Source organism: Erysipelothrix sp. HDW6A (genome assembly GCF_011400295.1).
Lineage (GTDB): Bacteria > Bacillota_I > Bacilli_A > Erysipelotrichales > Erysipelotrichaceae > Erysipelothrix.
The window spans coordinates 359,994-383,838 of sequence record NZ_CP049859.1 but is presented as its reverse complement, the minus strand read 5'-3'; the positions used below and the strand labels follow the sequence as shown (position 1 = coordinate 383,838).

General features: G+C 35.9%; 25 protein-coding genes and 1 riboswitch. Of the genes, 9 read left to right on the top strand and 16 right to left on the bottom strand.

Annotated elements, in window-relative coordinates:
* From G7059_RS02095 to G7059_RS02040, 12 genes are all read right to left on the bottom strand, one after another.
* A complete protein-coding gene (locus G7059_RS02095) occupies positions 1–1,008 on the bottom strand; it encodes a beta-methylgalactoside transporter (RefSeq protein WP_166080443.1) in 1,008 nt (335 codons plus the stop codon).
* Positions 1,005–2,519 (bottom strand): sugar ABC transporter ATP-binding protein, encoded by a 1,515-nt coding sequence (locus G7059_RS02090; RefSeq protein ID WP_166080442.1) that lies wholly within the window; start codon positions 2,517–2,519, stop codon positions 1,005–1,007. Before G7059_RS02090 ends, G7059_RS02095 begins: the two co-directional genes overlap by 4 nt.
* A 66-nt stretch (positions 2,520–2,585) precedes the next feature.
* Entirely contained in the window at positions 2,586–3,662 is a 1,077-nt protein-coding gene (locus G7059_RS02085) for a galactose ABC transporter substrate-binding protein (protein WP_166080441.1), read from the bottom strand.
* A 77-nt stretch (positions 3,663–3,739) separates the two neighbouring features.
* Entirely contained in the window at positions 3,740–4,738 is a 999-nt protein-coding gene (locus G7059_RS02080) for a LacI family DNA-binding transcriptional regulator (protein ID WP_166080440.1), read from the bottom strand.
* Positions 4,739–4,792: 54 nt separating this feature from the next.
* Entirely contained in the window at positions 4,793–5,299 is a 507-nt protein-coding gene (locus G7059_RS02075; RefSeq protein ID WP_166080439.1) for a hypothetical protein, read from the bottom strand.
* A gap of 82 nt (positions 5,300–5,381) precedes the next feature.
* Positions 5,382–6,365 carry a sugar kinase gene (locus G7059_RS02070; protein WP_166080438.1) on the bottom strand — a complete coding sequence of 328 codons (984 nt, stop codon included), beginning with the start codon at positions 6,363–6,365 and terminating at the stop codon, positions 5,382–5,384.
* Positions 6,366–6,367: 2 nt separating this feature from the next.
* Positions 6,368–7,108: a KDGP aldolase family protein gene (locus tag G7059_RS02065; protein ID WP_166080437.1), complete on the bottom strand. Its 741-nt coding sequence runs from the start codon at positions 7,106–7,108 to the stop codon at positions 6,368–6,370.
* Between the two features lies 1 nt (position 7,109).
* Positions 7,110–8,207, bottom strand: coding sequence for a DgaE family pyridoxal phosphate-dependent ammonia lyase (locus tag G7059_RS02060; protein ID WP_166080436.1), 1,098 nt, complete (start codon positions 8,205–8,207; stop codon positions 7,110–7,112).
* 2 nt (positions 8,208–8,209) lie between these two features.
* Entirely contained in the window at positions 8,210–9,322 is a 1,113-nt protein-coding gene (locus tag G7059_RS02055) for an amidohydrolase/deacetylase family metallohydrolase (protein ID WP_166080435.1), read from the bottom strand.
* The gene (locus G7059_RS02050; RefSeq protein WP_240920522.1) at positions 9,319–10,434 is read right to left on the bottom strand and encodes a DUF871 domain-containing protein; all 1,116 of its coding nucleotides are present in this window, start codon (positions 10,432–10,434) and stop codon (positions 9,319–9,321) included. Before G7059_RS02050 ends, G7059_RS02055 begins: the two co-directional genes overlap by 4 nt.
* A gap of 32 nt (positions 10,435–10,466) precedes the next feature.
* The gene (locus tag G7059_RS02045; protein WP_166080433.1) at positions 10,467–11,162 is read right to left on the bottom strand and encodes a GntR family transcriptional regulator; all 696 of its coding nucleotides are present in this window, start codon (positions 11,160–11,162) and stop codon (positions 10,467–10,469) included.
* A 96-nt stretch (positions 11,163–11,258) separates the two neighbouring features.
* Positions 11,259–12,620, bottom strand: coding sequence for an NCS2 family permease (locus G7059_RS02040; protein ID WP_166080432.1), 1,362 nt, complete (start codon positions 12,618–12,620; stop codon positions 11,259–11,261).
* 58 nt (positions 12,621–12,678) lie between these two features.
* Positions 12,679–12,780, bottom strand: a riboswitch (purine riboswitch).
* Positions 12,781–12,982: 202 nt separating this feature from the next.
* Between G7059_RS02040 and pduL the strand changes: the two genes are divergently transcribed.
* Positions 12,983–13,606, top strand: coding sequence for a phosphate propanoyltransferase (pduL, locus tag G7059_RS02035; protein ID WP_166080431.1), 624 nt, complete (start codon positions 12,983–12,985; stop codon positions 13,604–13,606).
* Positions 13,590–13,964 carry a hypothetical protein gene (locus tag G7059_RS02030; RefSeq protein WP_166080429.1) on the top strand — a complete coding sequence of 125 codons (375 nt, stop codon included), beginning with the start codon at positions 13,590–13,592 and terminating at the stop codon, positions 13,962–13,964. The genes pduL and G7059_RS02030 overlap by 17 nt, the downstream gene beginning before the upstream one ends.
* Before the next feature lie 101 nt (positions 13,965–14,065).
* On the opposite strand, the gene G7059_RS02025 is transcribed toward G7059_RS02030, so the two are convergent.
* Positions 14,066–15,910 (bottom strand): heavy metal translocating P-type ATPase, encoded by a 1,845-nt coding sequence (locus tag G7059_RS02025; RefSeq protein WP_166080428.1) that lies wholly within the window; start codon positions 15,908–15,910, stop codon positions 14,066–14,068.
* A gap of 201 nt (positions 15,911–16,111) precedes the next feature.
* Here G7059_RS02025 and G7059_RS02020 point away from each other — a divergent pair, with 201 nt between their 5' ends.
* The 3 genes from G7059_RS02020 to G7059_RS02010 are packed head-to-tail and all read left to right on the top strand — an operon-like array spanning position 16,112 to position 18,011.
* Positions 16,112–16,690, top strand: coding sequence for a hypothetical protein (locus tag G7059_RS02020; RefSeq protein WP_166080427.1), 579 nt, complete (start codon positions 16,112–16,114; stop codon positions 16,688–16,690).
* On the top strand, positions 16,690–17,487 hold the full coding sequence (locus tag G7059_RS02015; RefSeq protein WP_166080426.1) for a hypothetical protein: 798 nt from the start codon (positions 16,690–16,692) through the stop codon (positions 17,485–17,487). Before G7059_RS02020 ends, G7059_RS02015 begins: the two co-directional genes overlap by 1 nt.
* Positions 17,484–18,011 (top strand): signal peptidase I, encoded by a 528-nt coding sequence (locus G7059_RS02010; RefSeq protein ID WP_166080424.1) that lies wholly within the window; start codon positions 17,484–17,486, stop codon positions 18,009–18,011. The genes G7059_RS02015 and G7059_RS02010 overlap by 4 nt, the downstream gene beginning before the upstream one ends.
* 38 nt (positions 18,012–18,049) lie before the next feature.
* On the opposite strand, the gene G7059_RS02005 is transcribed toward G7059_RS02010, so the two are convergent.
* A complete protein-coding gene (locus G7059_RS02005; protein WP_166080423.1) occupies positions 18,050–18,943 on the bottom strand; it encodes a patatin-like phospholipase family protein in 894 nt (297 codons plus the stop codon).
* A gap of 35 nt (positions 18,944–18,978) precedes the next feature.
* Between G7059_RS02005 and G7059_RS02000 the strand changes: the two genes are divergently transcribed.
* Positions 18,979–20,211 (top strand): DNA recombination protein RmuC, encoded by a 1,233-nt coding sequence (locus G7059_RS02000; protein WP_240920521.1) that lies wholly within the window; start codon positions 18,979–18,981, stop codon positions 20,209–20,211.
* 18 nt (positions 20,212–20,229) lie between these two features.
* Here G7059_RS02000 and alr read toward each other — a convergent pair whose 3' ends face one another.
* Together alr and G7059_RS01990 are read right to left on the bottom strand one after the other, a co-directional pair.
* A complete protein-coding gene (alr, locus tag G7059_RS01995) occupies positions 20,230–21,261 on the bottom strand; it encodes an alanine racemase (protein ID WP_240920520.1) in 1,032 nt (343 codons plus the stop codon).
* On the bottom strand, positions 21,261–21,668 hold the full coding sequence (locus tag G7059_RS01990; RefSeq protein ID WP_166080422.1) for a hypothetical protein: 408 nt from the start codon (positions 21,666–21,668) through the stop codon (positions 21,261–21,263). Before G7059_RS01990 ends, alr begins: the two co-directional genes overlap by 1 nt.
* Positions 21,669–21,878: 210 nt before the next feature.
* Here G7059_RS01990 and G7059_RS01985 point away from each other — a divergent pair, with 210 nt between their 5' ends.
* From G7059_RS01985 to G7059_RS01975, 3 genes are all read left to right on the top strand, one after another.
* Positions 21,879–22,733, top strand: coding sequence for a YitT family protein (locus G7059_RS01985; protein ID WP_166080421.1), 855 nt, complete (start codon positions 21,879–21,881; stop codon positions 22,731–22,733).
* Positions 22,734–22,802: 69 nt separating this feature from the next.
* Positions 22,803–23,087 carry a HesB/YadR/YfhF family protein gene (locus tag G7059_RS01980; RefSeq protein ID WP_166080420.1) on the top strand — a complete coding sequence of 95 codons (285 nt, stop codon included), beginning with the start codon at positions 22,803–22,805 and terminating at the stop codon, positions 23,085–23,087.
* A gap of 61 nt (positions 23,088–23,148) precedes the next feature.
* Positions 23,149–23,835: a GTP pyrophosphokinase family protein gene (locus G7059_RS01975; RefSeq protein WP_166080419.1), complete on the top strand. Its 687-nt coding sequence runs from the start codon at positions 23,149–23,151 to the stop codon at positions 23,833–23,835.
* Positions 23,836–23,845 lie beyond the last annotated feature (10 nt).

The following is a 23,845-nucleotide window of genomic DNA, read 5'->3' as shown; positions in this document are numbered from 1 at the left end:
TTATTTTTTCCTCATCGATTTACGAATATCTAGCGCAACTGCAACAACAATAACAATACCTTGAATAACGTTTGTCATATCTGGAGAAACTCTAAGATATGCAAGACAGACTTTTAAGAGTTCAAATACGAATACCCCTAATAGAATTCCAGGTACAGTTCCTTGGCCACCAGCTGTGGAAACACCACCGATTGTAGCCGATGCAATCGCTTCAAGTTCGTAGCTTGTTCCTGAAGAAGGACCAACTGAACCAGTTTTAGCGGATAATAAGAATCCTGCTAATCCGTAAAGCATCCCTGCTAAAACGAAAATCTTAATTTTTGATCGTGCAACGTTAACTCCTGATACTTCAGCAGCTTGTTCGTTGCCACCAATAGCATACATATATTTACCGTATCGAGTTTTTGAATAGAGAATCCACATCCCAATTCCAACGATTGCTGAAATAATAACGAGGTATGGTATGAATCCAAAGAGTTTTCCTTGACCAATATTAATATATGAATCTTTAAACGTACCAATTGGATTGTTCCCACTATAGAGCATGTTTACACCATAAATCATAATTTGTGTTCCTAAGGTTGCTAAGAATGGTGGGACATGAAGTTTAGCGACAATCAATCCGTTAATAAGACCGAAGAAGCCACAAACTATGATTACAATAATTAAAGGTACAAACAGTGGCAAATCTGGTAGGTTTGGATAAACACGATTAATAAAGTCAGGTTTTTGTACCAATGTTCCTGCAAGAATCGCGGATAAACCTACAATACGACCTGCTGATAGGTCAGTTCCTCGAATAATCAGAGTACCCGAAACCCCTAAAGCAATAATGAATCGTACAGATGTATTCGATAATATATTTGACATATTACCAAGTGTGAAGAAGTTTTGTTGCGTAAATCCTGTAAACAGAATCATAACAAGTACTACGAAGTACATTGAGTAATCTGTCAATAATCTCTTTATATCGTATTTTTTTTCCTTCTTAAATAGTTTTGTTGTCATTTTTTATCTCCTTGCATAAACTTTGTAGCTAGCGTCATAACGCTTTCTTGCGTTGCTTCTTCTCGTGTTAAGAAACCAGAAACACGTCCTTCACACATAACCATAATACGGTCTGATATACCCAATAATTCTGACATTTCAGAAGTTACCACAATAACGCTCTTGCCAGAAGCAGCGAGATCATTAATGATTTGATAGATTTCGTATTTTGCTCCAACATCAATTCCTCGTGTTGGTTCATCAAGTATAAGAATGTCAGGATTATTTGCTAGCCAGCGTGCAAGAATTACCTTTTGCTGGTTACCACCTGAGAGACTTTCAATTTTTGTGTTCTTACTTGGAGTCTTAATTTGTAACAAGTCGATGCTTTCATCAACTACATGATTAATCTTACTTTGATTTAAAAGACCTCTATTTACATAGTCGTTGATTGATGAAATTGTCACATTATCACTGATGGATAATACACCGAAGATACCATTACCACGACGGTCTTCAGTTACAAGAGCAATACCGTTCTTAATCGCATCTTGAGGTCGATTAATGACTATTTGCTCACCTAAATGATAAACTAAGCCTTGCGAAACGGAACGCATACCATAGATTGCTTCCATTAACTCAGTACGCTGAGCCCCAACTAATCCACCAACACCTAATATTTCACCACGTTTCAGTTCAAAATAGCATTCTTTGAATGATAGCGAATTAGGAGATGTTAGGTTTTCAACTCGTAGAACTACTTCATCGTGAACAACATTTGTTTTTGGAGGGAAAAGACTTTTTAATTCTCGTCCAACCATATATTTAATAATTGAATTAGTTGTCATTTCTGACGCTGGCCATGTACCAACGTATTCGCCATCTCGCATAATTGATATCTCATCAGATATCCTTAGTATTTCATCCATCTTATGAGATATGTAGACTACAGCAATTCCTTTGTCTGTTAATTTATTTATAATATCAAAGAGAATTTCTACTTCCGTTGTTGTGAGTGATGATGTCGGCTCATCCATAATTACAACTCGTGCATTCTGAGAGATTGCTTTAGCAATTTCTATAGATTGCATTTGAGAAACTGTTAGATCACCTAGTTCGGTTTTGGGATCAAGGTTTAGCCCTACTTCTTTTAAAAGTCTTGAAGTTTCTTCGTACATCTTCTTATGATCAACGAGACGATTAGATTTTAGAGGATATCTTCCTAAGAAAATATTTTCTCCAATAGTCATCTTCATAATTGGTTGTAATTCTTGGTGAATCATTGATATTCCTGCATCCATTGCTTCTTTCGATGATTGAAAATCTACAGATTTACCTTCGAAAATTATCTCACCTTCATCACGGTGATAAATCCCAAAGAGACATTTCATTAATGTGGACTTTCCAGCACCATTTTCACCCATAAGGGCATGTACTGTTCCTGGTCTAAGTTTAAGTCCTACATTATCAAGTGCCTTAACCCCCGGAAACTCTTTTGATATTGATTTCATTTCTAATATATAGTCACTCATATCGTTCCACCTATCTCATAAAACATCAAGTGTGCCCGGAAGCACACTTGATTGAATACTATCTAATTAGTTAGCGTTACGTGCTTCGTAGCGTACTTTAATCTCTTCTACTGTTTCTGTTCTTGCTTCTGCTCGTTTGAGTTCTGCTTCTTCAGGTTTTGTAACACCAACATAATCATGCCAGTAATATGCTTTTACATCTTCGCCGTTGAGTAACTTAATAGCTACGTCAGCTGCTGTATGTGATTGGTTAAAGTGGTCATTCAATACTGTACCTGTCAATTTACCATCTTTTAAGAGTTCAATAGCATCAGGAATAGCATCAACACCAACAATAAAGATATCTTCATTTATCTTACGGCCCGCTGCATTGATAGCTGTAACAGCACCAACTGCCATACCGTCATTATTTGCGAAAATTACTTCTAATTCAGCACCGAATTGTTCAAGTGCACTTGCTGTGAACTCTTGTCCTTTAGCTGAATCCCAGTTTGCTTGGTAAGGTTTAGCAAGTTGTTTTACTTTACCACCCTTAGCTTCATAACCAGTAATTGAATATTCTGTACGTTGTTGAGCATCAACGTTTGCTGGGTCACCCATTAATGTAATGTAAGACACAACACCATCACCGTTAACATCGCCTTTATTTGCTAATGCAGCAATCATTTCACCTTGAATAGTTCCTGATTGTGTAGCATCTGCTCCAACGTATGTAGTTTTACCTGGCCAAACTTCTAATTCGTTTGGTTCTGGTTCACGGTTAATTAAGACTACAGGGATCTCTTTTGCTTTAGCACTGTTAATAATATTTCCAGCAGCTGTTGGATCCACTAAGTTAGCAATAATTAAATCTTTACCTTGAGCAATGAAATTATTGATTTGCTCTGTTTGGTTTGCTTGGTCTTGCTTACCATCTTGAATATCAAGTTTGTAAGTATTACCGTCTTTTTGACCTACCTCACCAAAGTATTTTTCTAACTCTTGGCGATATAATGTCATAAAGTTATCGTCAAAACGATAAATTGCAACTCCAATTTCATAGGTCTTTCCTTTAGCTCCGCCCTCTTCTTTTTTATCAGAGCTACATGCAACTAAAGAAAGCGCCAACAATAACACCATAAATAGTTTGCTTAGTTTCTTCATTTTACTTCCTCCTCTGTGGTAAAACTTTTACTAATGCAATTCCATAATATGTTATGTAAGCGCTTTTGTCAACGATTTTAGTAAACTTTAATTTTGTGAACTGACTCTCTAATGATTAAATTGGTTGCAATATGGGTTAAGGTAGTGCGTGTATTGTTGGTTTCCATATTGAGATTAAGTATTGATGAAGCTAGTGTTCCCATGTAACGTGTATCAAGCTCGACCGTAGTTAAAGGCGGGTTTAAATACATCGATGCTGCTATATTATTGAAGCCTACAAGAGAAACTTTATCGAGCATCTTCGCTTCCCCAAGAGCCCTAAGAACTCCCATAGCAATTGTATCGGATGCACAGAAGAATGCAGTAGGCAAATCATCATACTGAAGTGCTTCTTTCATCTTCTGATACCCAGTCTCTGCAGTAAAGTTCCCTAGCAATACAAATCGTTCATCAAACTTTGTAAACGGAGATTCTTTCATGAATCTTAGATAGGTTCGTTCTCGCTTATCGATGTAAACCTCATTTGCTTCCCCCATGTACTCTCGACCACCAATATATCCTATCTTACTATGTCCCATAGCCACTAGATGCTCTAATAAAGCCATTGAACCAGCTTTAATATCGTGTACAACAGAACTGTATTTACTTGGGTTTGGATTAGAGTCAACGAAGATAATATGTTGGCAATGCTTCTGTAATCGTTCTGCCTGTTGGATTGCAAACTTACCAACACAGACAATGCCATCGATCTTTTCATCGAATACAGCTGTCATATTATCTTTATAGAAGCGCTTTATATTCACATTCTTATTAATCCAGAAACTTTCAACACTGCGTCTCAATTCAAAATAGTAAGGGTCGTGTTCTTCTTCATCACTCGCAATCCATTGAATAATCGCAATAGTTTTTACATCACTAACTTTTCTTTTTATCTTGTAATCTAATTCAGTAGCTACATCCCACACAAGTTGTCGTGTCTCTTCACGGACACTTAATGTCGGATCTTCGTTAAGGATACGAGAAACTGTTGCTAAACTCACTTTAGCTTTACTCGCAATATCTTTTAGAGTTGCCATAATTCGCCTTCTTTCTCTCTTTATACATATTTTACTAAAATTTTACTTAATAATCTAGTCTTTTCCGTACTTTAGGTTAAAATCTTTGTACCTTTTCTGCAGCATTATAGAATATACTCCAAGTAAAACCCCAGGAATTAAGACTAACAAGTAAACAATTTCTCTATTTTTAAAGAATAGATAGGTAAATAATGCGAGTAGACCAGCTACAACAACAAAGGTAAACCTACTTAATCTATTTTGTAGAAGTTGGATTGCTTGAATTCGTTCTTCATAATCACGATATTTATCCGCATTACTTTTATCTCTCACAAGATAGTGATAGTATCCACCTCTACTCCCTACATAAGTAAACAAGTATCGGTAACCATACTCTTTGAAGTCATCTTTCTCTAGTTCATTAATCGTAAAGTGGATCGCATACTCAAAATCTCCACTCTGTTCAATAAAAGAGTACTCATCACCGTTATAGCTTTCTAATAAGTAGCTAACTTTTGAATCTAAATATGCACATTCTTTTTCTACTTCATCAATTGAAAAGTTTCTTTTTTCTTTTAGCATTTTTATAACACCTCTACTTTTATTACCATTTTGCTTTGTTTCCAAAGAAAAAGCAAACAGTAATTGTTTGCTTCTACATGTATTAACGTATCACGTCTGGTTTTTCACGACGATATTTTTCAATAAACGCTTCATCTAGCACTGGAGTATCTCCTGCTGTAGTGAATGCTAAATGAGCAGCACAAGTTGCATATTCAATGCTTTCACTGTCTTCTATAGAACGTAAGTATTTACTGAGATACGCAGATACAAACGCATCTCCAGTTCCAATACGGTCAAACACTCTAATTGGATATCTTTCGCTCATTGTAAGTTTATTGTCTGCATAGACATACCCCTGCATCCATTTTTCTTGATCGTTTTCTGATTTAATCGTGCCTATGAACTTCTTAATTTCAAACATATTTGTAAAAGTATCTAGCGCTTCTTTTAAGTCTGCTTCCGCTGTGAAACGATTTACATCTCGCAAGGAACCCACAACTATAGTGGACTTCTCCAATACTTTTTTATAAGAGTTTAGAAGTTCTTGTTCATCCATGTCTTGGTTTAGTGATGGTCGATAATTAAAATCAAAGCAAATTGGGATATCTTTCTGTGTAGCATATTCTACAAGCCTTAAGACATTATCAAGAGACGTTTTGGATGTCGATAAAGCAATACCACACAAGTGTAATAAGCAGGCGTCATTTAATGCTTCAGCAATTTCTTCTTCACTCAGTATCGTTGTATTGAACGCACTCTGTGAACGGTTTAAATATGTCACTTCCGATGGACGGTATTCATAACCAAGTTCAATAAGATAGATACCAATATGGTTACCATTTAGTTTAATGGAAGTGTCTTGAATATTATGATGACGAATGCTCGCCTTCGCAACTTCACCAACACGATTATTTGGCAGTATACTTAATAGCTTCGTGCTATAGTTATGTCTCGCTAACCCTGCAAGCACATTAAGCCCAGTTCCTGTGAAACTCATTTCTAAGTTCGAAGTTTGATCTAGACGTTTATACTCATTCGGATTCAAACGCATCATTATTTCGCCGTAAGCTACGATTTGTTTCATACTTAAATCACGACTCTCTTGATTATTTCAAATAATGTTCGGACATCTTCAGGATTAGTATTTCCTGTTTCTTTATCAATAATCGAGGAATATACATGAGGAATAATTGTTTGAACTCCTGCATCAAGGGCAATTTGAAGAATTTCTTCAAAGTTATCTAAATCAATACCTCCGGTTGGTTCTAAAGCAAAGTTATGGTCTGCACAAGCTTTAGCGACAGCAATATACTCATCACGGTGTGCTAAACCTTTCATAGGGAAATACTTTACTGATGTTCCTCCCATGTCTTTTAACATAGCTATCGCTTGTTCGATTGTTACCTCAACAGCTTCACCTTGGGATGATAGAGGACCTGTTGCAATGTTAACGATTCCTACTTTACCCGTAGGTGATATTAGTCCATTAATCACAGTTTCACCCTGTGCTAACGCCCCTCTACTTGCACCGACACCTGTGAACACTTGGTTAACATGTTGCGGTTGTAACACTCTTGAGAGTCGCGTAACCATATAACTTTGATTCGGGTCTCCTGCTCCTAAACCAATTGATAAAGCATTTTCTGTAGCTTCTTGATATTTTTTCATATCTTGAATGGCTGCTTCATCTGTCTCATAACTCTTACTCAATACACCAAGAACAACATACCCATCACTTGCTTCATAACAATCTTTCGCATTGTCTACAGAACCGGCAAGTACATTTAAACACACTCTATTTTTATACATTTTCGGACTTAATTTCATCTTATCCTCCTAAAACATTTTTCAGTTTATCTACTATGACAGACATTTCATCTTCATTTACACTACGAATATCAAATTCAATAATTCCATTGTTTGCTTGATATTCTCTGGTATACACTGCTGTGTTTCCATCTTTTAATCTATCGATTAACTCATGAGCATTCATAAGCTTCGAATCTACTTTTACAGATGCACGATAAATTTCTCGTCCTGCTCCATCTTGAACACACTGGGCCTTAATTCCAGGGATAAGGTTTAACGCATCGATGAATGGATTTAGACGAGCTAACATAGATTCTTTGCTTTCTGATCCTGAATCTAAATATTGATCTACAGCCTCAACAAATCCTAAGATGTTTTCTTTACCGATTTTCATCGATCGCCCTAAGCCAGAGGACTGCATACGCACCCAGGACACCAGTTCTTCTTTTCCTAGAACAAGACCTGAACTAGGACCCTCAATCGCCTTAGCTCCACTGTAGATGACAAGGTCACAGCCTAATTCATAGTATTTTGTTAAATCTTCCTCTGCAGCTACATCAATTATTAATGGCACAGAGTGCTCTTTAGCAACCATCACAGCTTCTTCTACTGTTAACATACTTTTTTGTACAGTGTGATGACTCTTAACATAAAAAATCGCTGCAGTGTTTTCGGTAATATTCATGGCAATATGTTCTGGCGTACATTCATTTGCATATCCCGCTTCAACAACCTTACCACCACCCTGTTGAATCATAAGTTCTACAGATGTTCCGTAGTTTACATTATGACCTTTAGGAATAATAATCTCTTTACATTGGTAACGTGAATCATAAGGATGCATTAAGTGATACGCATCTCCTTTGCCAATAACAGCCGCAACAGATTGAGCAATACCAGCACTTGCCGATGATACAATAACAGCATCCTCAGCACCTAATCGGTGCGCTAGATAAGCTCCCGTTTCTTTCAGCAAATCTTTCATCACAAAGAAGTTTTGTCCACCTGTTTTCTGAGCCTCAGAAACCTTATCAGATACTTTTGAAACACCTAATATCGTCATCTTTCCACTAGCATTTATAACTCTTTGAAGCTTGTATTTTTCATACACATCCATACTTACACCACCTTCCAAGGTTTACCACCAACTACCGCCATTACAGGAACAATCGTCTGGTTGATTTCCGATTCGTTTCCATTTGAATCTTTCAATGTTTTCTTAGCTTCAATAATCTTGAATAGACTAAGATCTGCATCTTTTCCAGGTAGTAATTCACCTTTATTTTCGAGGTGATACATTCTAGCTGGATGAACCGTGACCATTTCAATAACCTGTTCTAAGCTCAGACCCATTTCTAGTCCTTTTTCCATTGTGGTCGCAAGATCGTACACTGGACCATTAATACGATTTCGATAGTATATATCTGAACTAATTGTATTACATAAGACACCTTCATCAAACGCTTGATGTGCTACTTTAAAGTTAAAACTATCAGTTCCATGACCTATATCAAATAATAATCCTTTATGATATGCATCCCAGACAAAAGATTTTATCTTGCCTTCTGGAGATACAATACCATTCTCTTTTCCATTATAGCAGTGAGTAATGATATCACCCGCTTCGCAAATCTCGAAGATGTCTTCAAGGCTTGGTGGGCGTGATCCAATATGAACCATCAGTGGCAAATCTTCAAAGCGATGTTGAAGCTCTTTGGCCATTTTCAGAGGGATTGTATCATTGTCTCCTACAACAGTTTTACTCATTCTTGCCTTAATCCCAACAATAAAATCTTCTAACTCACGAATTCTTAACTCGTTTATGTCGTTATTAATATTTCGTAAATCTGCTAACTCATCTTGAGTTACAATCCCATTCTTAGAAATATTCATCAAGGCATATACGTTTGTCTTAGCTTTTCGTGTTCGTTCATAGAAGTCTTTAATATTTGCTTCGCCACTACTTCCTGCATCCACAACCGTTGTGACACCAGCAAGAACTCCAATTTCATCAGGGAAATCATAGTATAAGTTCATCGCTTCATAACAGTGAACATGTGAATCTATCCAACCAGCACTGATATATGTGTTTTCTTCGAGGCTAATGACTTCTTTTGCTTCGACATCTAATTTTGGACCAATTTGCGTAATAATTCCGTTGGTAATCGCTACTTCAAGTGAATTACCATTGATATCGATGCCACCTTGTATGACTAAATCAACCGCATTCATGATCTTACCTTTAGTTTGAATTTACTCCAAGGTAAAACATAATCAAGAAGCATTACTTCTTCCGGAGCAATGTGACCTACAATATTCTTACGATTATCACTATGATCTTCTAATGCAATTTGAAGTTCGTTCTTATATTTACCAAAATCATCATTACCTAAAAGAACATCTCCTCGTTTAAAGTCATGACCAGGGATTACAGGGTTTGCTTCTTTGCCATACTTAACTCGAACCCATGTTGAACGAATCATTTGTTTGGTAATATCCCCACGACGTACATGTTGATTATCTTCAATAATTGTTCTTTCAAGGTCACTAATCTCACGATCAACAACAACATCAAACTCAAGTTGGTAACGATTTACAGCTGCCATTGCCTCCAGTTCTTCGTCACTTGCATAAGCATTTCCAATAATAACGTCATCAATTAAACCTGTCGCAAACAAGTGTTTAGTTTGTGTTGCTAGAGGAAGATTACGATGCATTTCTAGCGTAGGTAGTCCGTCGTTTACATTCCATGGTCCGTAAGTGCCAACTTGTGAACTTACAAACGCAGCTGTACGAATACCTTCTTTCTTGAAGCGTTTTGAGCACGATTCAAAGAAGTCTAACGGAAGCGCAGAGCCATCTTGTGGATAGAAGTTATGACAACCATATAGGAACGGACGGTTTGCTTGATACGATAAGATGCTATCCAAATACGCAACATCGTTACTCATATTCAGTTCAATTATTAGTCCATATTCATTATATGAAAGCATTGCTTCCTTACTTCCATTGAAGCTTTCATCTAAGCGAATGCCATCTGCTCCAATTTCAGCAAAAAAGCTTAGATCATCATAAGAGATACCTAAGTCATCAAAAATTGATGGAGCAATGTCTAATATAGTCTCATAGCCCATGTTTTTTGCTTCTTTAATAATCTTACCAAACTTCTCAGCAACAACATCTTTGCCTTCAGTAACTTCAAGCATACTCATAAAGATTCGACTAAACCCTAAATCAGCAGCTTTCTTTAAATAAGCGATATCCTTTTCATAATCACTATGATCTGGATAAATTGATACACCAAGTCTTCTTTTCATTGTAGATTCCTCTTTTCTTACTAACATTATAACATTATAATGTTTGAAGTGGAATTATATTATACTTGATATTGTACTTCGTAGGGATGAATTTCTGTATTATAATATGATATTGCAAACTCAACGCAGTTTCCTTGATGATCAAATGAAGAACGTGTACGCATTAATAATGACTCTTTATCCATTAACAATACTTCTTTAATATCACTAGGAACCTCTGATATTGCGAAAGCGTCATTAATACGATCAATTTCTACCCCATTCTGGTACATCCATGCATATAAGGAAACATCTTGTTTCTCTAAAATTTTATAATCGCCTTCAACAGCTACATAATGAATAAAATAAATATATGGTTTTCCTTCAAATTCATAAACCCGTTCATATTTTACAATCGAAGGCAATCCTTTGAGTGTAACAGTATCAGGAACTTCTTCTTGTTTAATTAATTTAACAGAGCGAACCTTTTTTACGATATCATGACCAGATTCCTCTAAAATTGAAGAGTAAGAGCTCGCCTTTGACAGCTTATTGAAAGTACGGTTGCTTAAAACAGTGGTACCTTTTCCACTTTTTTTCTCAAGATATCCGTCTTGCGTTAGAATTTCTATAGCCCTTCTTATCGTGACTTTACTTACATCATACATCACTTCTAATTCATTCTCTGTAGGTATGTATGAACCCACTGGGTAAATACCTTTCAGTATTTTCTCTTTCATATCACGTGCTACATCTTCATATAAAATACGTCTCATTGGCATTCTCCCCATTTCTAAATCTATTATAACAAGTCTTTGTGAACATGCAATCAGGTAAAATAAAACCCTTACCGAAGTAAGGGTTACATATTATTAGTTAAGTGCTTCTAAAACAAAGTTGATTACAAACAGCGCTGTTGAGATATACACAATTGGGTGTACGTCTTTAAACTTACCTGTTGCTAATTTAACAAGACAGAACGCAATAAATCCAAACGCAAGCCCTGTTGAGATACTATAAGCAAGCACTGTCATTAATACTGTAAAGAAAGCTGGTACCGCAATTTCAAACTCTGACCACTCAATATCAGCAAATGCTGAACTCATAAGAATACCTACAACAATTAATGCTGGAGCTGTAGCTGCACTTGGTATTAACGAAACAATTGGTGCAATAAAGATACTTAATGCAAAACAAATTGCTGTAACTACTGATGTTAAACCAGTACGTCCACCTGCTTCAATACCTGCTGAACTCTCAACAAATGTTGTTGTATTGGATGTCCCAAAGATAGCTCCTACTGATGTTGCAATGGAATCAGCAAACATTGCTTTATCCATTTTTGATGAGAAGCCTTTTCCTTCTTCTAAAGCTAACTCATCTTCTTTTGTAAAGATACCTGTACGGCGACCAGTACCGATAAATGTACCGATTGTGTCAAATGTATCTGTTAAACTGAATGCAAAAATGATTGGGAAAATTGTCATCGCATCATGATTCGTAAAGAGGCTAATTAAACCGTCTTTTCCAATTGCTGTACCAAAGATTGAACTAAATTCGCTAAATACTTGGCCATATGATGGTGTTGATGCTGCTGCACTAATGTCTACAACTCCCATTGGAATACCAATTAAAGTAGTTAGAACAATACCAATTAAGATTGCTCCTTTTACTCTACGTAACATTAACACTAGAATTAAGACTAATCCAATAAGTGCTAATAATACTGATGGATCATTGAACTTAACAAGAGATGGCACACCTGCTGAGAAATCAATCATCTTAATATTTAAGATACCAATATAAGCAATGAATAAACCAATACCTGCTCCAATTGCTTGTTGCAATGTTTCAGGAATTGCTTTAATAATGTGTTTACGAACACGTGTTACTGTAATAAATATATTAAAGATACCACAGATAAAGACTAATGCTAAAGCCTCCGTCGGTGTGAAACCATACTTCATAACTACTGTGTATGTAAAGAACGCATTAAGACCCATTCCTGGCGCTAATGCATATGGCACGTTAGCAAATAACCCCATAACTAAAGTACCGACTACAGCAGCGAGTATCGTTGCGATATACACTCCATTAAATGGTAATCCAGCTTGTGATAAGATATCTGGATTAACAAACAAAATATAAGCCATTGTAAAGAAAGTTGTAATACCTGCAAGCACCTCTGTTGATACTTTCGTATTATTTTCTTTAAGCTTAAAGAATTTTTCCATTAAATTCTATCTCCCTTTCTTGATTACAAGACCAAATAAAAAAGATCGAGAGAAAACGATCTAGTGTTTTCAGCACGATTGTCAATGCATTTAAGGTGCATTGGTAGAAACTACTCAACCATATTATGAGTATTAAATTTGGCTTTATAATACCTTCTTATTATATGGGAGCTACGGACAGTAGTCAAGGAAATTACAGACACTATGTGAATAAGCTTAGAAAATTGACATTCACTAATTAAATCCACTCATAAAGTGTTATTATACATAATAAAGTTTTCACAAATTGAAACACTTCGCCATACTAAAACACCATCGAAATATGCATCCGTGATATACTTTATATAGAAAGGATGACAGAAATGGAAAGCATAAAACATCATAAAATTAATGTTGAGGTTTCTGCTCGTCATGTACATTTGACACAAGAGACCGTGTCTTTGCTTTTTGGAGAAGGATTCGAACTTAGTGTTAAAAAGAACCTATCTTTAGAAGGTGAATTTCTAAGCAATCAGAAAGTATCAATCCGGGGTCCGAAAGCAACGATTCATAATGTAAGTGTACTAGGCCCGTGTCGAGAACAAAACCAAATTGAAGTCTCATTAACTGATGCGAGAACACTAGGAATTGATGTTCCAATTCGATTGTCAGGCGATCTTGATGATTCCGCTCCAGTTGATTTGGAAACTTCCAGTAATAGCGTGTCACTTGATAAAGGATTGATTGTTGCTAAACGACATTTACATACCGATCCCGACACTGCCGAGCTTTATGGTATAAATCATGGTGATTCAATTTCCGTTAAATTGCTTGAGGATTCTAGAAACCTAGTATTTGACGATGTCATTGTCAGAATAGGTAAACGAAGCATTCCTGTGATTCATCTTGATACTGACGAAGGTAACTCAGCAAATATTAAAGAAAGTGCTGTTGGCTATTTAGTAATTGATAGAAAAGAGGACATTTCGTATGAAAGCACTCTATAAAAAACGTATCTTAGTTTTACTTGCAGCGACTCCATACCTAATTTGGTTTGTTTTCGGGATAGTAATTGATGGTTTTTCATATATCGATTTGAACCAAATAGTCGCTTTGATTACAGCAAACATCGTTATGATAGCATTGGTCATTTCCACGATTGATTCTAAGTCATCCTCAAAACTTGTTGCGGCAATTATGATAGCACTTGTTGTTGGATATCTTATCTTTGAATCGAATCAACAACACCCACTATTATCAAAAGAGATATACTATATATTGATTGGGATATTCTGCACCTATTACGTCGCATTAAACATCTTATCTCTTACTATGTTTCGCAATACAAATAAATCTGTAGAATAGAAAAGGACTGACTTCTGCATAGCACAGAAATCAATCCTATGTTTCATTAATATTTTACTATAAGATTTATTGGGTTCGCTTTTATTGAGTGAATCCTTTTTTTAGTCTTCATGTCCCTTCAGTCTCAACATTCTTAGACTGTTAATGATAACTAATATTGTACTTCCTTCGTGTCCAACTACTCCGATTGGTAATGTCATATAACCAAAGAGGTTTGATACAACGAGTAGAAGAATAACGGCAACAGAGAAGATAACATTCTGAATAATAATCTTTCTTAGTTTTTGTGATAATTCATAGATATAACGAATACTAGAAACTCTATTGTTAACTAAAATCATGTCTGCTGTTTCAATAGCAACATCTGTTCCTGAACCTAGGGCAATACCAATCGTTGCATTCGCAAGTGCAGGAGCATCATTAATACCATCTCCAACCATTACAATGTTTGGATATGTTTCACGTAACTTTTGTATTTTCTCAGCTTTTTCTTGTGGTAATGTTTCTGCAATAATTTGTTTGATACCTAACGACTCACCTATTTTTTCTGCCGTAAAACGTGTGTCTCCAGTTATCATAATTGTTTCAATATTATGATTGTTTAACCAGGAGATGAGTGCTTTGGAGTCTTCTCGAACTTCGTCTACTAACCCCAGAACCGCTACTGTTTTTCCATCACGTTCGACATAAACAATACTCATTCCTTCTTTTGCCCATGATTCTCCAAGTGCAACTGTTCTCTCGTCTACTTGAGTCATCATGTCTTTTTTACCGACTTTATAGAAACTTGAATTATACTTACCTTGAATACCGTGCCCAGCGATTTCTTCTAGTTCTTCTGCCTTCAAGACTTCTTCGCCTACATCTTTTTGTAAGGATGCGATGATAGCATTTGCTAGTGGATGACTTGAATATGTCTCCAGTGCGATAATTGCTTTTTTAGTTTCTAAATCATCACCACTAATGTAGTAGCTTTCTTTTAGTGTAGGAATACCATTTGTAAGTGTTCCTGTTTTATCAAATACTACTGCTTCTGTATCCATCATATTTTCAAAGTGAATACCACCTTTTACAAGAACACCATGACGTGCTCCGTTTGAGATAGCAGCTAGTGTTGCAGGTGTAACTGAAGCAATAAGAGCACATGGTGATGCTACAACAAGTAAAATCATTCCACGATAGAACGCTTCTTCAAATGTTTGCCCAAAAGCAATCATTCCCGCAATTATGACAAGCGCAACAACAATCAACACAACACGAGCATAGATGTCTTCAAGCTTATCGATGAATCGTGCAGTTTTTGAAGGGAATTTTTGTGCCTCTTCAACCATTCGCACAATCTTTTGAATAACTGTATCCCCAAGCTCATGTGTAACTGTTAATGTAACTGGATGTGAGACGTTCAATGTTCCCCCAAAAACCACATCATCAACGGTCTTTTGAACTGGTAATGACTCCCCTGTAATTGCTGCTTCTTCAATGGAACTAGTACCTTCTTTAATTGTCGCATCAATTGGAATTGTTTCCCCAACTGCAACTACAATTAAATCACCAATCACTAAATCACTAACATCAACTTTTTCTGTTTGTCCATTCGCTAATAAACGTGATGCGTTGGTAGGTTGCAACGTCATTAGTGAACGAATCTGTTTCTTACTTTGATCTGTAGTCATTGTTTCTAACATCTTCGAAAGCGAGAAGATAAAAATTAATATAGCTCCTTCCGAATAATATCCAATTAAACATGACCCTACAGCAGACAGTATCATTAACAGTTCTACGTTAAGATGTCTGTTTTCTATAGTATCTAAAATACCTTCTTTAGTTTGCGAGTATCCTCCGAAGACGATGGACGCAATAAAAATCCATGGATTATTTGTAATTAACCCAGCAATCATCAGTAAACCACTACCGATTGTCTCGATGTATGGTGCAATCTTTTTCATGAAATCTCCCCTTATAAATAATGATAATGATTATCACTATATGAATGATACCATATTCTTTCATGTAATTGTAGATAAATGAATTTTAATTTGTCTAATTTAATATATTGTAAAGCGTATGTTAAAAAAGATAATATTCATTGCAAGTATTTTGCAGTTTTAGTATACTTTGTCAGTACGAATTTAAGGGGATGTACAGATATGAAACAAACAAGAAAAGTTAGTATTAGTGTGCTTGTATTACTTGCACTTCTGCTTACAGGTTTTACTTGGTCTTATTGGAATGTTGGAGCAATCCAAGGCACTCAAAACGATGGTTCATTAGGGGGAACTATTCAACTTGGTAGTGCAAACAATAAGGAAGTTAAAACCGAGCTACGTGAAGTAAAGTTGAACGCTAACAGCAGCCAAGTTCTAGTGCCTGTCACTCGTGCAGCAACTAGCGGTGCTAACGCAGTAGAATCCATTCGGCAATCATTCAAAGCGCAATGGGTTGAGAGTGGCACAAACTATACATCAGGTCATACTGGAGTATTAACAGCAACAATTTCAAATATCCGCTTCCAAGATGAATTAGCGGACGCTACATATAAAGCAAAAGATTACATCGTAGTCGATACTACAAGCAAAACAGCTACCATTACATTAAATGGTGATGCTGTGAATACACCTGATTTCGTCTTTACACTCATTGAGCCAAGCACAAAAGCAGCTTATGATGCGATTAACGGAAAAACAGTTGTATATGATGTAGTCCTTACAGTCACACCTACAAATTAATGAAACGGAAGTCTGTTGTACTGGTAATCTTATTACTACTTGCAACACTTACCACAAGCATTACCTACAGTTATTGGGGACAAAACTCGGTTCTAAAACCCCAATTACAAAACAACAATGGATCACTAACCATTGGTTCATTTCCATATAAGAACAATGAAACTGTAATCGACTTTGATATAAATAAGAAATACGAAGCCGGAACAATTGTTAGATACAACAATCTATATTATATTGTGACCGAAGCAGTTGTTGGGAAATTACCAATTCCTAATGATAACGCGCTTACTCCATTTCAACCATTATATGATGACCTCGGTATGAACTTCAGTAGAACAAACGCAAACGGTTATCATTTCATGAATGGAATCTTGTATAGGTATAAGAAACAAGCAAATGGTCAAGTAAGTATTCAACAAGAAGACTTACGTTTCTTTAGCTTTAAGAGAAATTATAAGTATTATAAGAATGTCGATGAAGGAAGCCTCAATATTAGTTCTGCAAGTGATTATATTGTGTACTATAATGGAGCTCTCTATATTACTAATTCGATGTATGATAATCGAATTAGACCTATACCAGGTTTAGAACCTGGGTGGACAATTCTCAATAGCCCATTCTTTGATAGCTATTCATTGTATAGAATTAATGAAACAAATCCATATGTCAGTGTACTAATTAAAAATACATCAGGTAATTATGAGATGTATCGCTTAGTTTCCAGTTCTAATTTACTCAACGGAAGTTTGGTTAAGCCAGGTACTAACGACAAGGTTTGGAAACAGATAACACCATGACATTAAATCGGAAACGTGTCAAAATCATCTATCATTACCTCTTTGGCATACTTGCGATTATTATTGGTCTTATTATTGGAGCTAAAATGTTCTTTCCAAGTATTGGAAATGAAATTATTAAGTATCAACATTTTGTAGTTGTAAGTAATAGTATGGAACCAAAAATAAATGTTAATGATGGCATCATCGTGAAACCTACTCCCTCAATGGATTTACAAGTAGGTGATATTATAACTTTCAAAGTAGATATCAATAAAGACGGTCACGATGAATATGTAACTCACTATATTGCACAAATAGATAAAAAAGAAATTCGTACAAAACCAAACATAAGCGATAAGTGGGATACCTGGGTATTACATGAAAACCAAATAGTAGGAAAAGTGATAAAAGTTCTCCCAAAAGTAGGAGTCGTACTTATTCCATTATATAATCATGCAGTACCGATTTTACTCATTGCCTTGTGCCTTGTTTTGTACACGTTATATCGTGTTGTCAGAAGCAAAGAACACTTGGATCATTAGAAATTAAAACAGGCTACACATATGTGTAGCCTTTAATATTATCCCCAGAGTTTTTCCCACCAGGATTTTTCTTTACTTAAGTTTTTTAGATCTTGAACATAGCCTTGGACCTCTTTAGCTCCTAAGTCTATTGTTTCCTGTCCTTTTCCTATCTCAAATGTCCATACTTTATCTAAAGGAATATTGATATGAACATCTGCTTTAGATCCGTTTTCTCGATCAAACTCACGTTGCATTATATCAAGTACACGTGACGCCACTCCAAGTAAGGATCCTGTATCTTTAAATTCATCGGTACCAAACATTGTGACTGCAATTGTTTTATCGACTTCATAGCCCTTCAATGCACTGAGAGGTAAGTTTTGCGTTACTCCCCCATCCACAAGAAGCATATCTTGGTATTCCATTGCCGCAATCACGAATGGGAAAGAACATGATGCTCTGACTGCTTTCGCAAGTTCAATATCTGAGATTACAATCTCATCTTCATTCTGTTTTGAATAGAGTTCTGGATGAGATACGAAGAGTATTGTTTTACCTGTTATTAAGTCTACAGATGGAATGACCAAAGGTATTGTGACATCAGATAGCATATGAACACCAATCTTTTCCAATTGACGTTGTAAAGCATCTTCTAAATCCTTGCCATCTACAAATCCCGCTACTAGTTTTTCTTTAGAAAACGGAAGAAGTTTCGAAGAAGGTCTCATTAATATCTTCTTATCGTTTATTTCCTTTTCCAGCTCCATCGAAATTCTAATGACATCATCAGCTGGAATTCCTGTTGCAAATAAAGCCCCTATGACAGAACCCATTGATGTCCCTGCAATTGCTGATAAGTTAATGTTTTCATTTGCTAGGGTAGCGAGAATTGGTAGTTGAGAAAAAGACTTAATGCCGCCTCCTGATAATGCAATTCCTATTTTTGCCATACTATCACCTCTGTCATTATTATACACGAGTTTTTATGTTACAATATGAAAAAGGACGTGAAATTATGTCAGATATCTACTTATCTCTATTACTCATTACCATTGTAATTCTCTTACTCATTATCATTTTTCGCTTGTTTTCATCGAGTAAAGATGACTTGCGAATGCATCAATTCGATACAGCCAACAGAGAGTTTATGAATCGATCATTCAATGATCTTACTGATAGGATTGATAGTCGGATTAAAGAACTGAATGACCGTAATACTAGCTTTGAACGGGCTACAGCGCACAGTTTAATTGAATTTCAAAGCACGATGAACACTTCAATCACTACCCAGTTTAAAGCTTTACAAGATACTGTTGAGAAGCGACTCGGAGATGTTGATAAACGCGTTAGCGATAACTTGACTGAAGGATTTAAGAAAACTAATGAGACCTTTACTAATATAGTTTCAAGACTTAGTAAGATAGACGAAGCTCAGAAGAAGATTGACTCCTTATCTAGCGATATAGTTTCCCTACAAAATGTGCTTACTGACAAGAAAACTCGTGGAACGTTTGGAGAAGTTCAACTCTCTCAAATTCTTTCATCAATCTTTGGTGATCGTAATGATAAAATCTACCAACTTCAATATTCATTTAATACAGGAAGTAGAGTTGATGCCGTACTCTTTGCTCCGGAACCTCTTGGAACACTAGCCATTGATTCGAAGTTTCCGCTAGAAAACTATCGTAAAATGACAGATACAGACTTAAGTGATATCGAAAGACTCAATGCTACAAAATCCTTTGTGACAGACTGTAAGAAGCATATTGATGATATCGCAAACAAGTATATCATTCCAGGTGTCACATCCGACCAAGCCATCATGTTTGTACCTGCTGAAGCAATTTTCGCGACTATAAGTGCTTACCATCAAGATATTCTCGACTACTCACAAAAACGACGCGTATGGATTGCCAGCCCCACAACTCTAATGAGTACCTTGACAACGATTCAAACCATTCTTATGAATCTTGAACGTGAGAAGTATGCGACAGTTATTCATGAACAATTAAAATTACTTTCAACTGAGTTTGATCGTTATCGTGATCGTTGGCAACGTTTATCCAATCGCATGGACGGTTTAAGCAATGATTTCAAAAACATTAATATTACAACAGAGAAAATTACCAAACGCTTTGAAGAAATATCCAACGTTGAGTTATCACAACCAGAGATAGACGACGATATCTTAATAGAAAATGAAACAGCAGACTCTTAATTGAATCTGCTGTGTTTTTTATTGATGGTAAACTCTACGAATTCGATGACTTAATGTGGATAACTGAACATAAGGAATTATTCCTGTATGTTCTTCAATATATGCACAGGTGCGATGCTTCCCAATAAGTTCAATTTCATCGTAAAACAAACACTGTGTATCGACTTTTATCATTGTTTGATCCATACATATCTTGCCAATGATCGGATAGAACTGATTGCGAATCCAAACTGGCGCTTGAGATTGACGACGATCAAAGCCATCTGCATATCCTATTGGCATCGTCGCAAAGTGTATCGCTTCTTTGACTTCATAACTGTAATCATATCCAACAGTTTCGCCGACTTGCGCAGTATCTAAATGAGTAATCTTTGATGTCAATTCGAGAACTGGTTCGAGTCCTACTGTATTTGAACGGTAACCGTACATTCCCAAGCCTACACGCATTCCGTTAATCCAGTTCTCATCTTTTACTAGATCAAACGGCGAATTTCCAACATGAACCCATTTTAGTTCTCCTTGATATGCTTCATAGACTTTCTTAAAAACTTGCAGTTGTTCTTTATTGGTATCATCAGTCACTGGACTCTGGAAATGTGTGTATATTCCTTCAACACTGTGGTTTTTCGCCATATCAGCTAATTCAGAGTAGTTTTTAATTCCGTATCGATTCATACCTGTATTAATCTCAACGTGGAGTCTTAACTTAGTTTCGATACCTTTGATGCTCTCATACCAATCAAGTGATGGCACTGTATAGATATAGTTTTCATGATGATATTTCTTAATATCTTCTGGATTAACATAACTAAAGATTAAGATATCAGAGTTAATCCCGTGTTCTGACAAAGATAGAGCCTCATCAAGTGATGAAACACAAAGAACAGAACACCCTATCTCTAGTAGTTTTTTTGATATCTCATACTCCCCATGACCGTAAGCATTCGCTTTTACAACACCAAAAATCTCCTTACCACTTTGTTGCGTAAGGAGTTTGTAGTTGTTTTCTAATCTATCTAAATATATGTCTGCCCAGGTTTCTCTTGGCATTATATAATCCTCGAATAGACGTAACTTACATAAATAGCTAGCACACGATATGCAAGCCAAATTACCGAGTTGATATCTTCGTAAATTGCGAATTTGAAGATTAAGAAATATGAATCAATATCAAAGAGACCTATTGCCCCATATTGAGCAATAACATCTGACAGTACTATTGCGATAACTGTATACAGAACAGCAATTAATGAAAAACGTTGCTGAACTGAGTTACCTATTTTTTGAATTGTGAACGCAATTAATATTGCCACTAATACTAATATAACCGCATGATTTATAAATCTATATCGGAACAATCCCGAGAGAATCCCTAGAATAAGACTAAGAAAAAAACCAACGATAAGTGCGATATTAAATCGTTTTGTAATACCTAAGCTATGTATTTTTTCAAACATCGAACTTCCTTCTTTCTTAAATAACGATTGATATGTGTGATTTCTTCTTATCTATTCTACCACACATCACTTGTTGATAACTAGTATCCTAAGTTTGAACGTACAGTTCTAATTTACTTATATATTATATACTATTTTCTACTAGCCTACTTAGCCTATATTTGAAATTTCTTTGTATCCCTTATTCATGCTTGATGATATAATAGGACCATGAAAATGACACGTCGAGTTTTGCTTACTATTGTAGGCTCTATCTTGTTTGCTGTTTCTGTCAACACATTACTCATTCCTGCGGCGATTTATAACGGAGGGTTAACCGGGATTGCTCAATTGTTGAGAGATGCAGTATTCGCACTATTTAAACTCAATTTATCAATTGATCCAACTGGTACGATATATTTCGCTTTAAATATTCCAATATTTATCTTTGCTTGGAATAAATTATCACAAAACTTTGTAAAACTTAGCCTTATTAGTATTTTCTTCCAATCTGTATCCTTAACATTTATTCCTGTTCCTTCACAGCCTATTGTAGGTGATGTATTTATTGCAATTGCTTTAGCTGGTGTTCTTGGTGCATATGGATGTTCACTAACGTATCGTGCAAAGGGTTCTGCTGGTGGATTGGATGTAATTGGATTCTACTTTTCACAGAAAAACAAAGGTAGTCTTGGTAAACTTTACCTCACTATTAACTGTATTATTTACGCAATTTGTTTTATTATCTATGATGCTCAAATCGCATTATATTCATTGGTTTATTCATTCGTATTCTCATATTGCTTAGATAAATTCCACGAACACAATCTTGAAGCAAGCGTTATGGTCTTTACTAAGAACCCTGAGGTTAAACATGAAATAATGAATAACCTAAGGCGTGGAGTGACACATTGGCCTGGATTTGGTGCTTACACTGGATCAGAAGTAGATGTATTTGTGACAATCGTGGCTCAGTCAGAAATAGAAGATATTAAGAAAATGATTAAGAAACATGACCCTAAAGCGTTTATTATTATTACAAAGAATCTTAAAGTCGATGGTGGCTTTGAGAAACGATTAATTTAACTCGTTTAATTAGGCATTAAGCCAAAATATTATGAGTAACTGTGATACCATAGACATAGAGGTGATTTTATGAAATTAACAGTATCAAAAGAAGCTGCACAATGGTATATTAAAGAACTTGACTTAGTTCCTGGAGACAGCATAAAATTCTTTGGAAAAGTTTACGGCCCTCACGGAGGATTCTCTTTTGCAATCCATAAACAAGACCCTACCGATCCACTAACTCTTGTAACCGTTGAAGGTATTAACTTCTATGTAGAACGATTCGATGAATGGTTCTTCTCAGACAAGGACTTAGATATCACAATGCGTGAAGATGGTTACGAACCACATTACGATGTTATTATGAAATAAGAGCTGAGGCTCTTTTTCTTATCCCAAAATTTGATACAATAAGGAATGAAGGAGTGATTCTATGTCACAAAAACATGAAGTAACCATTAACAGAGATCAGGTGTTTAAGATCCCTGCACTCTTTATCCAACAAGCTGTTAAGTTTCGTCATATGATGTTACGTTATGAATGTGCTGTTGAGGAAATAACAACTAAACTAAATATTTTAGATCGTGAAATGGGTGTATTCAACCCACGTAACCCGATAGCCGTTATTAAATCCCGTGTAAAGAAACCTCAAAGTATTGTTGATAAACTTATTCGCTATAATTTCCCAGTATCTGTAGAGTCAGTCGAAGAAAATCTTGACGATGTTGCTGGAGTTCGTGTCATTTGTTCATATATTGATGATATTTATACTTTAGCTAAAATGATTGCACAACAAGACGATATTAATGTTCTAGAAACAAAAGACTACATTAGTAATCCTAAGCCTAATGGCTACCGGAGCTTACACATGATTGTAGCGATCCCTGTTTTCTTATCAGAAGGCAAAGTGATGTGTAAGGTCGAAATTCAAATTCGCACTATCGCAATGGACTTTTGGGCAAGCTTAGAACATGAGATTCGTTATAAGAAAGATTTAGGCAATATTGAAGAAGTTTCAAATGACTTAAAAGAATGCGCAGAAACAATTGCGGAAACAGATAAAAAAATGCTAGCGATTCGCCAGCAAATAGATATTGAAACCAATAAATCACAAAAGTAAGGCTCGATTC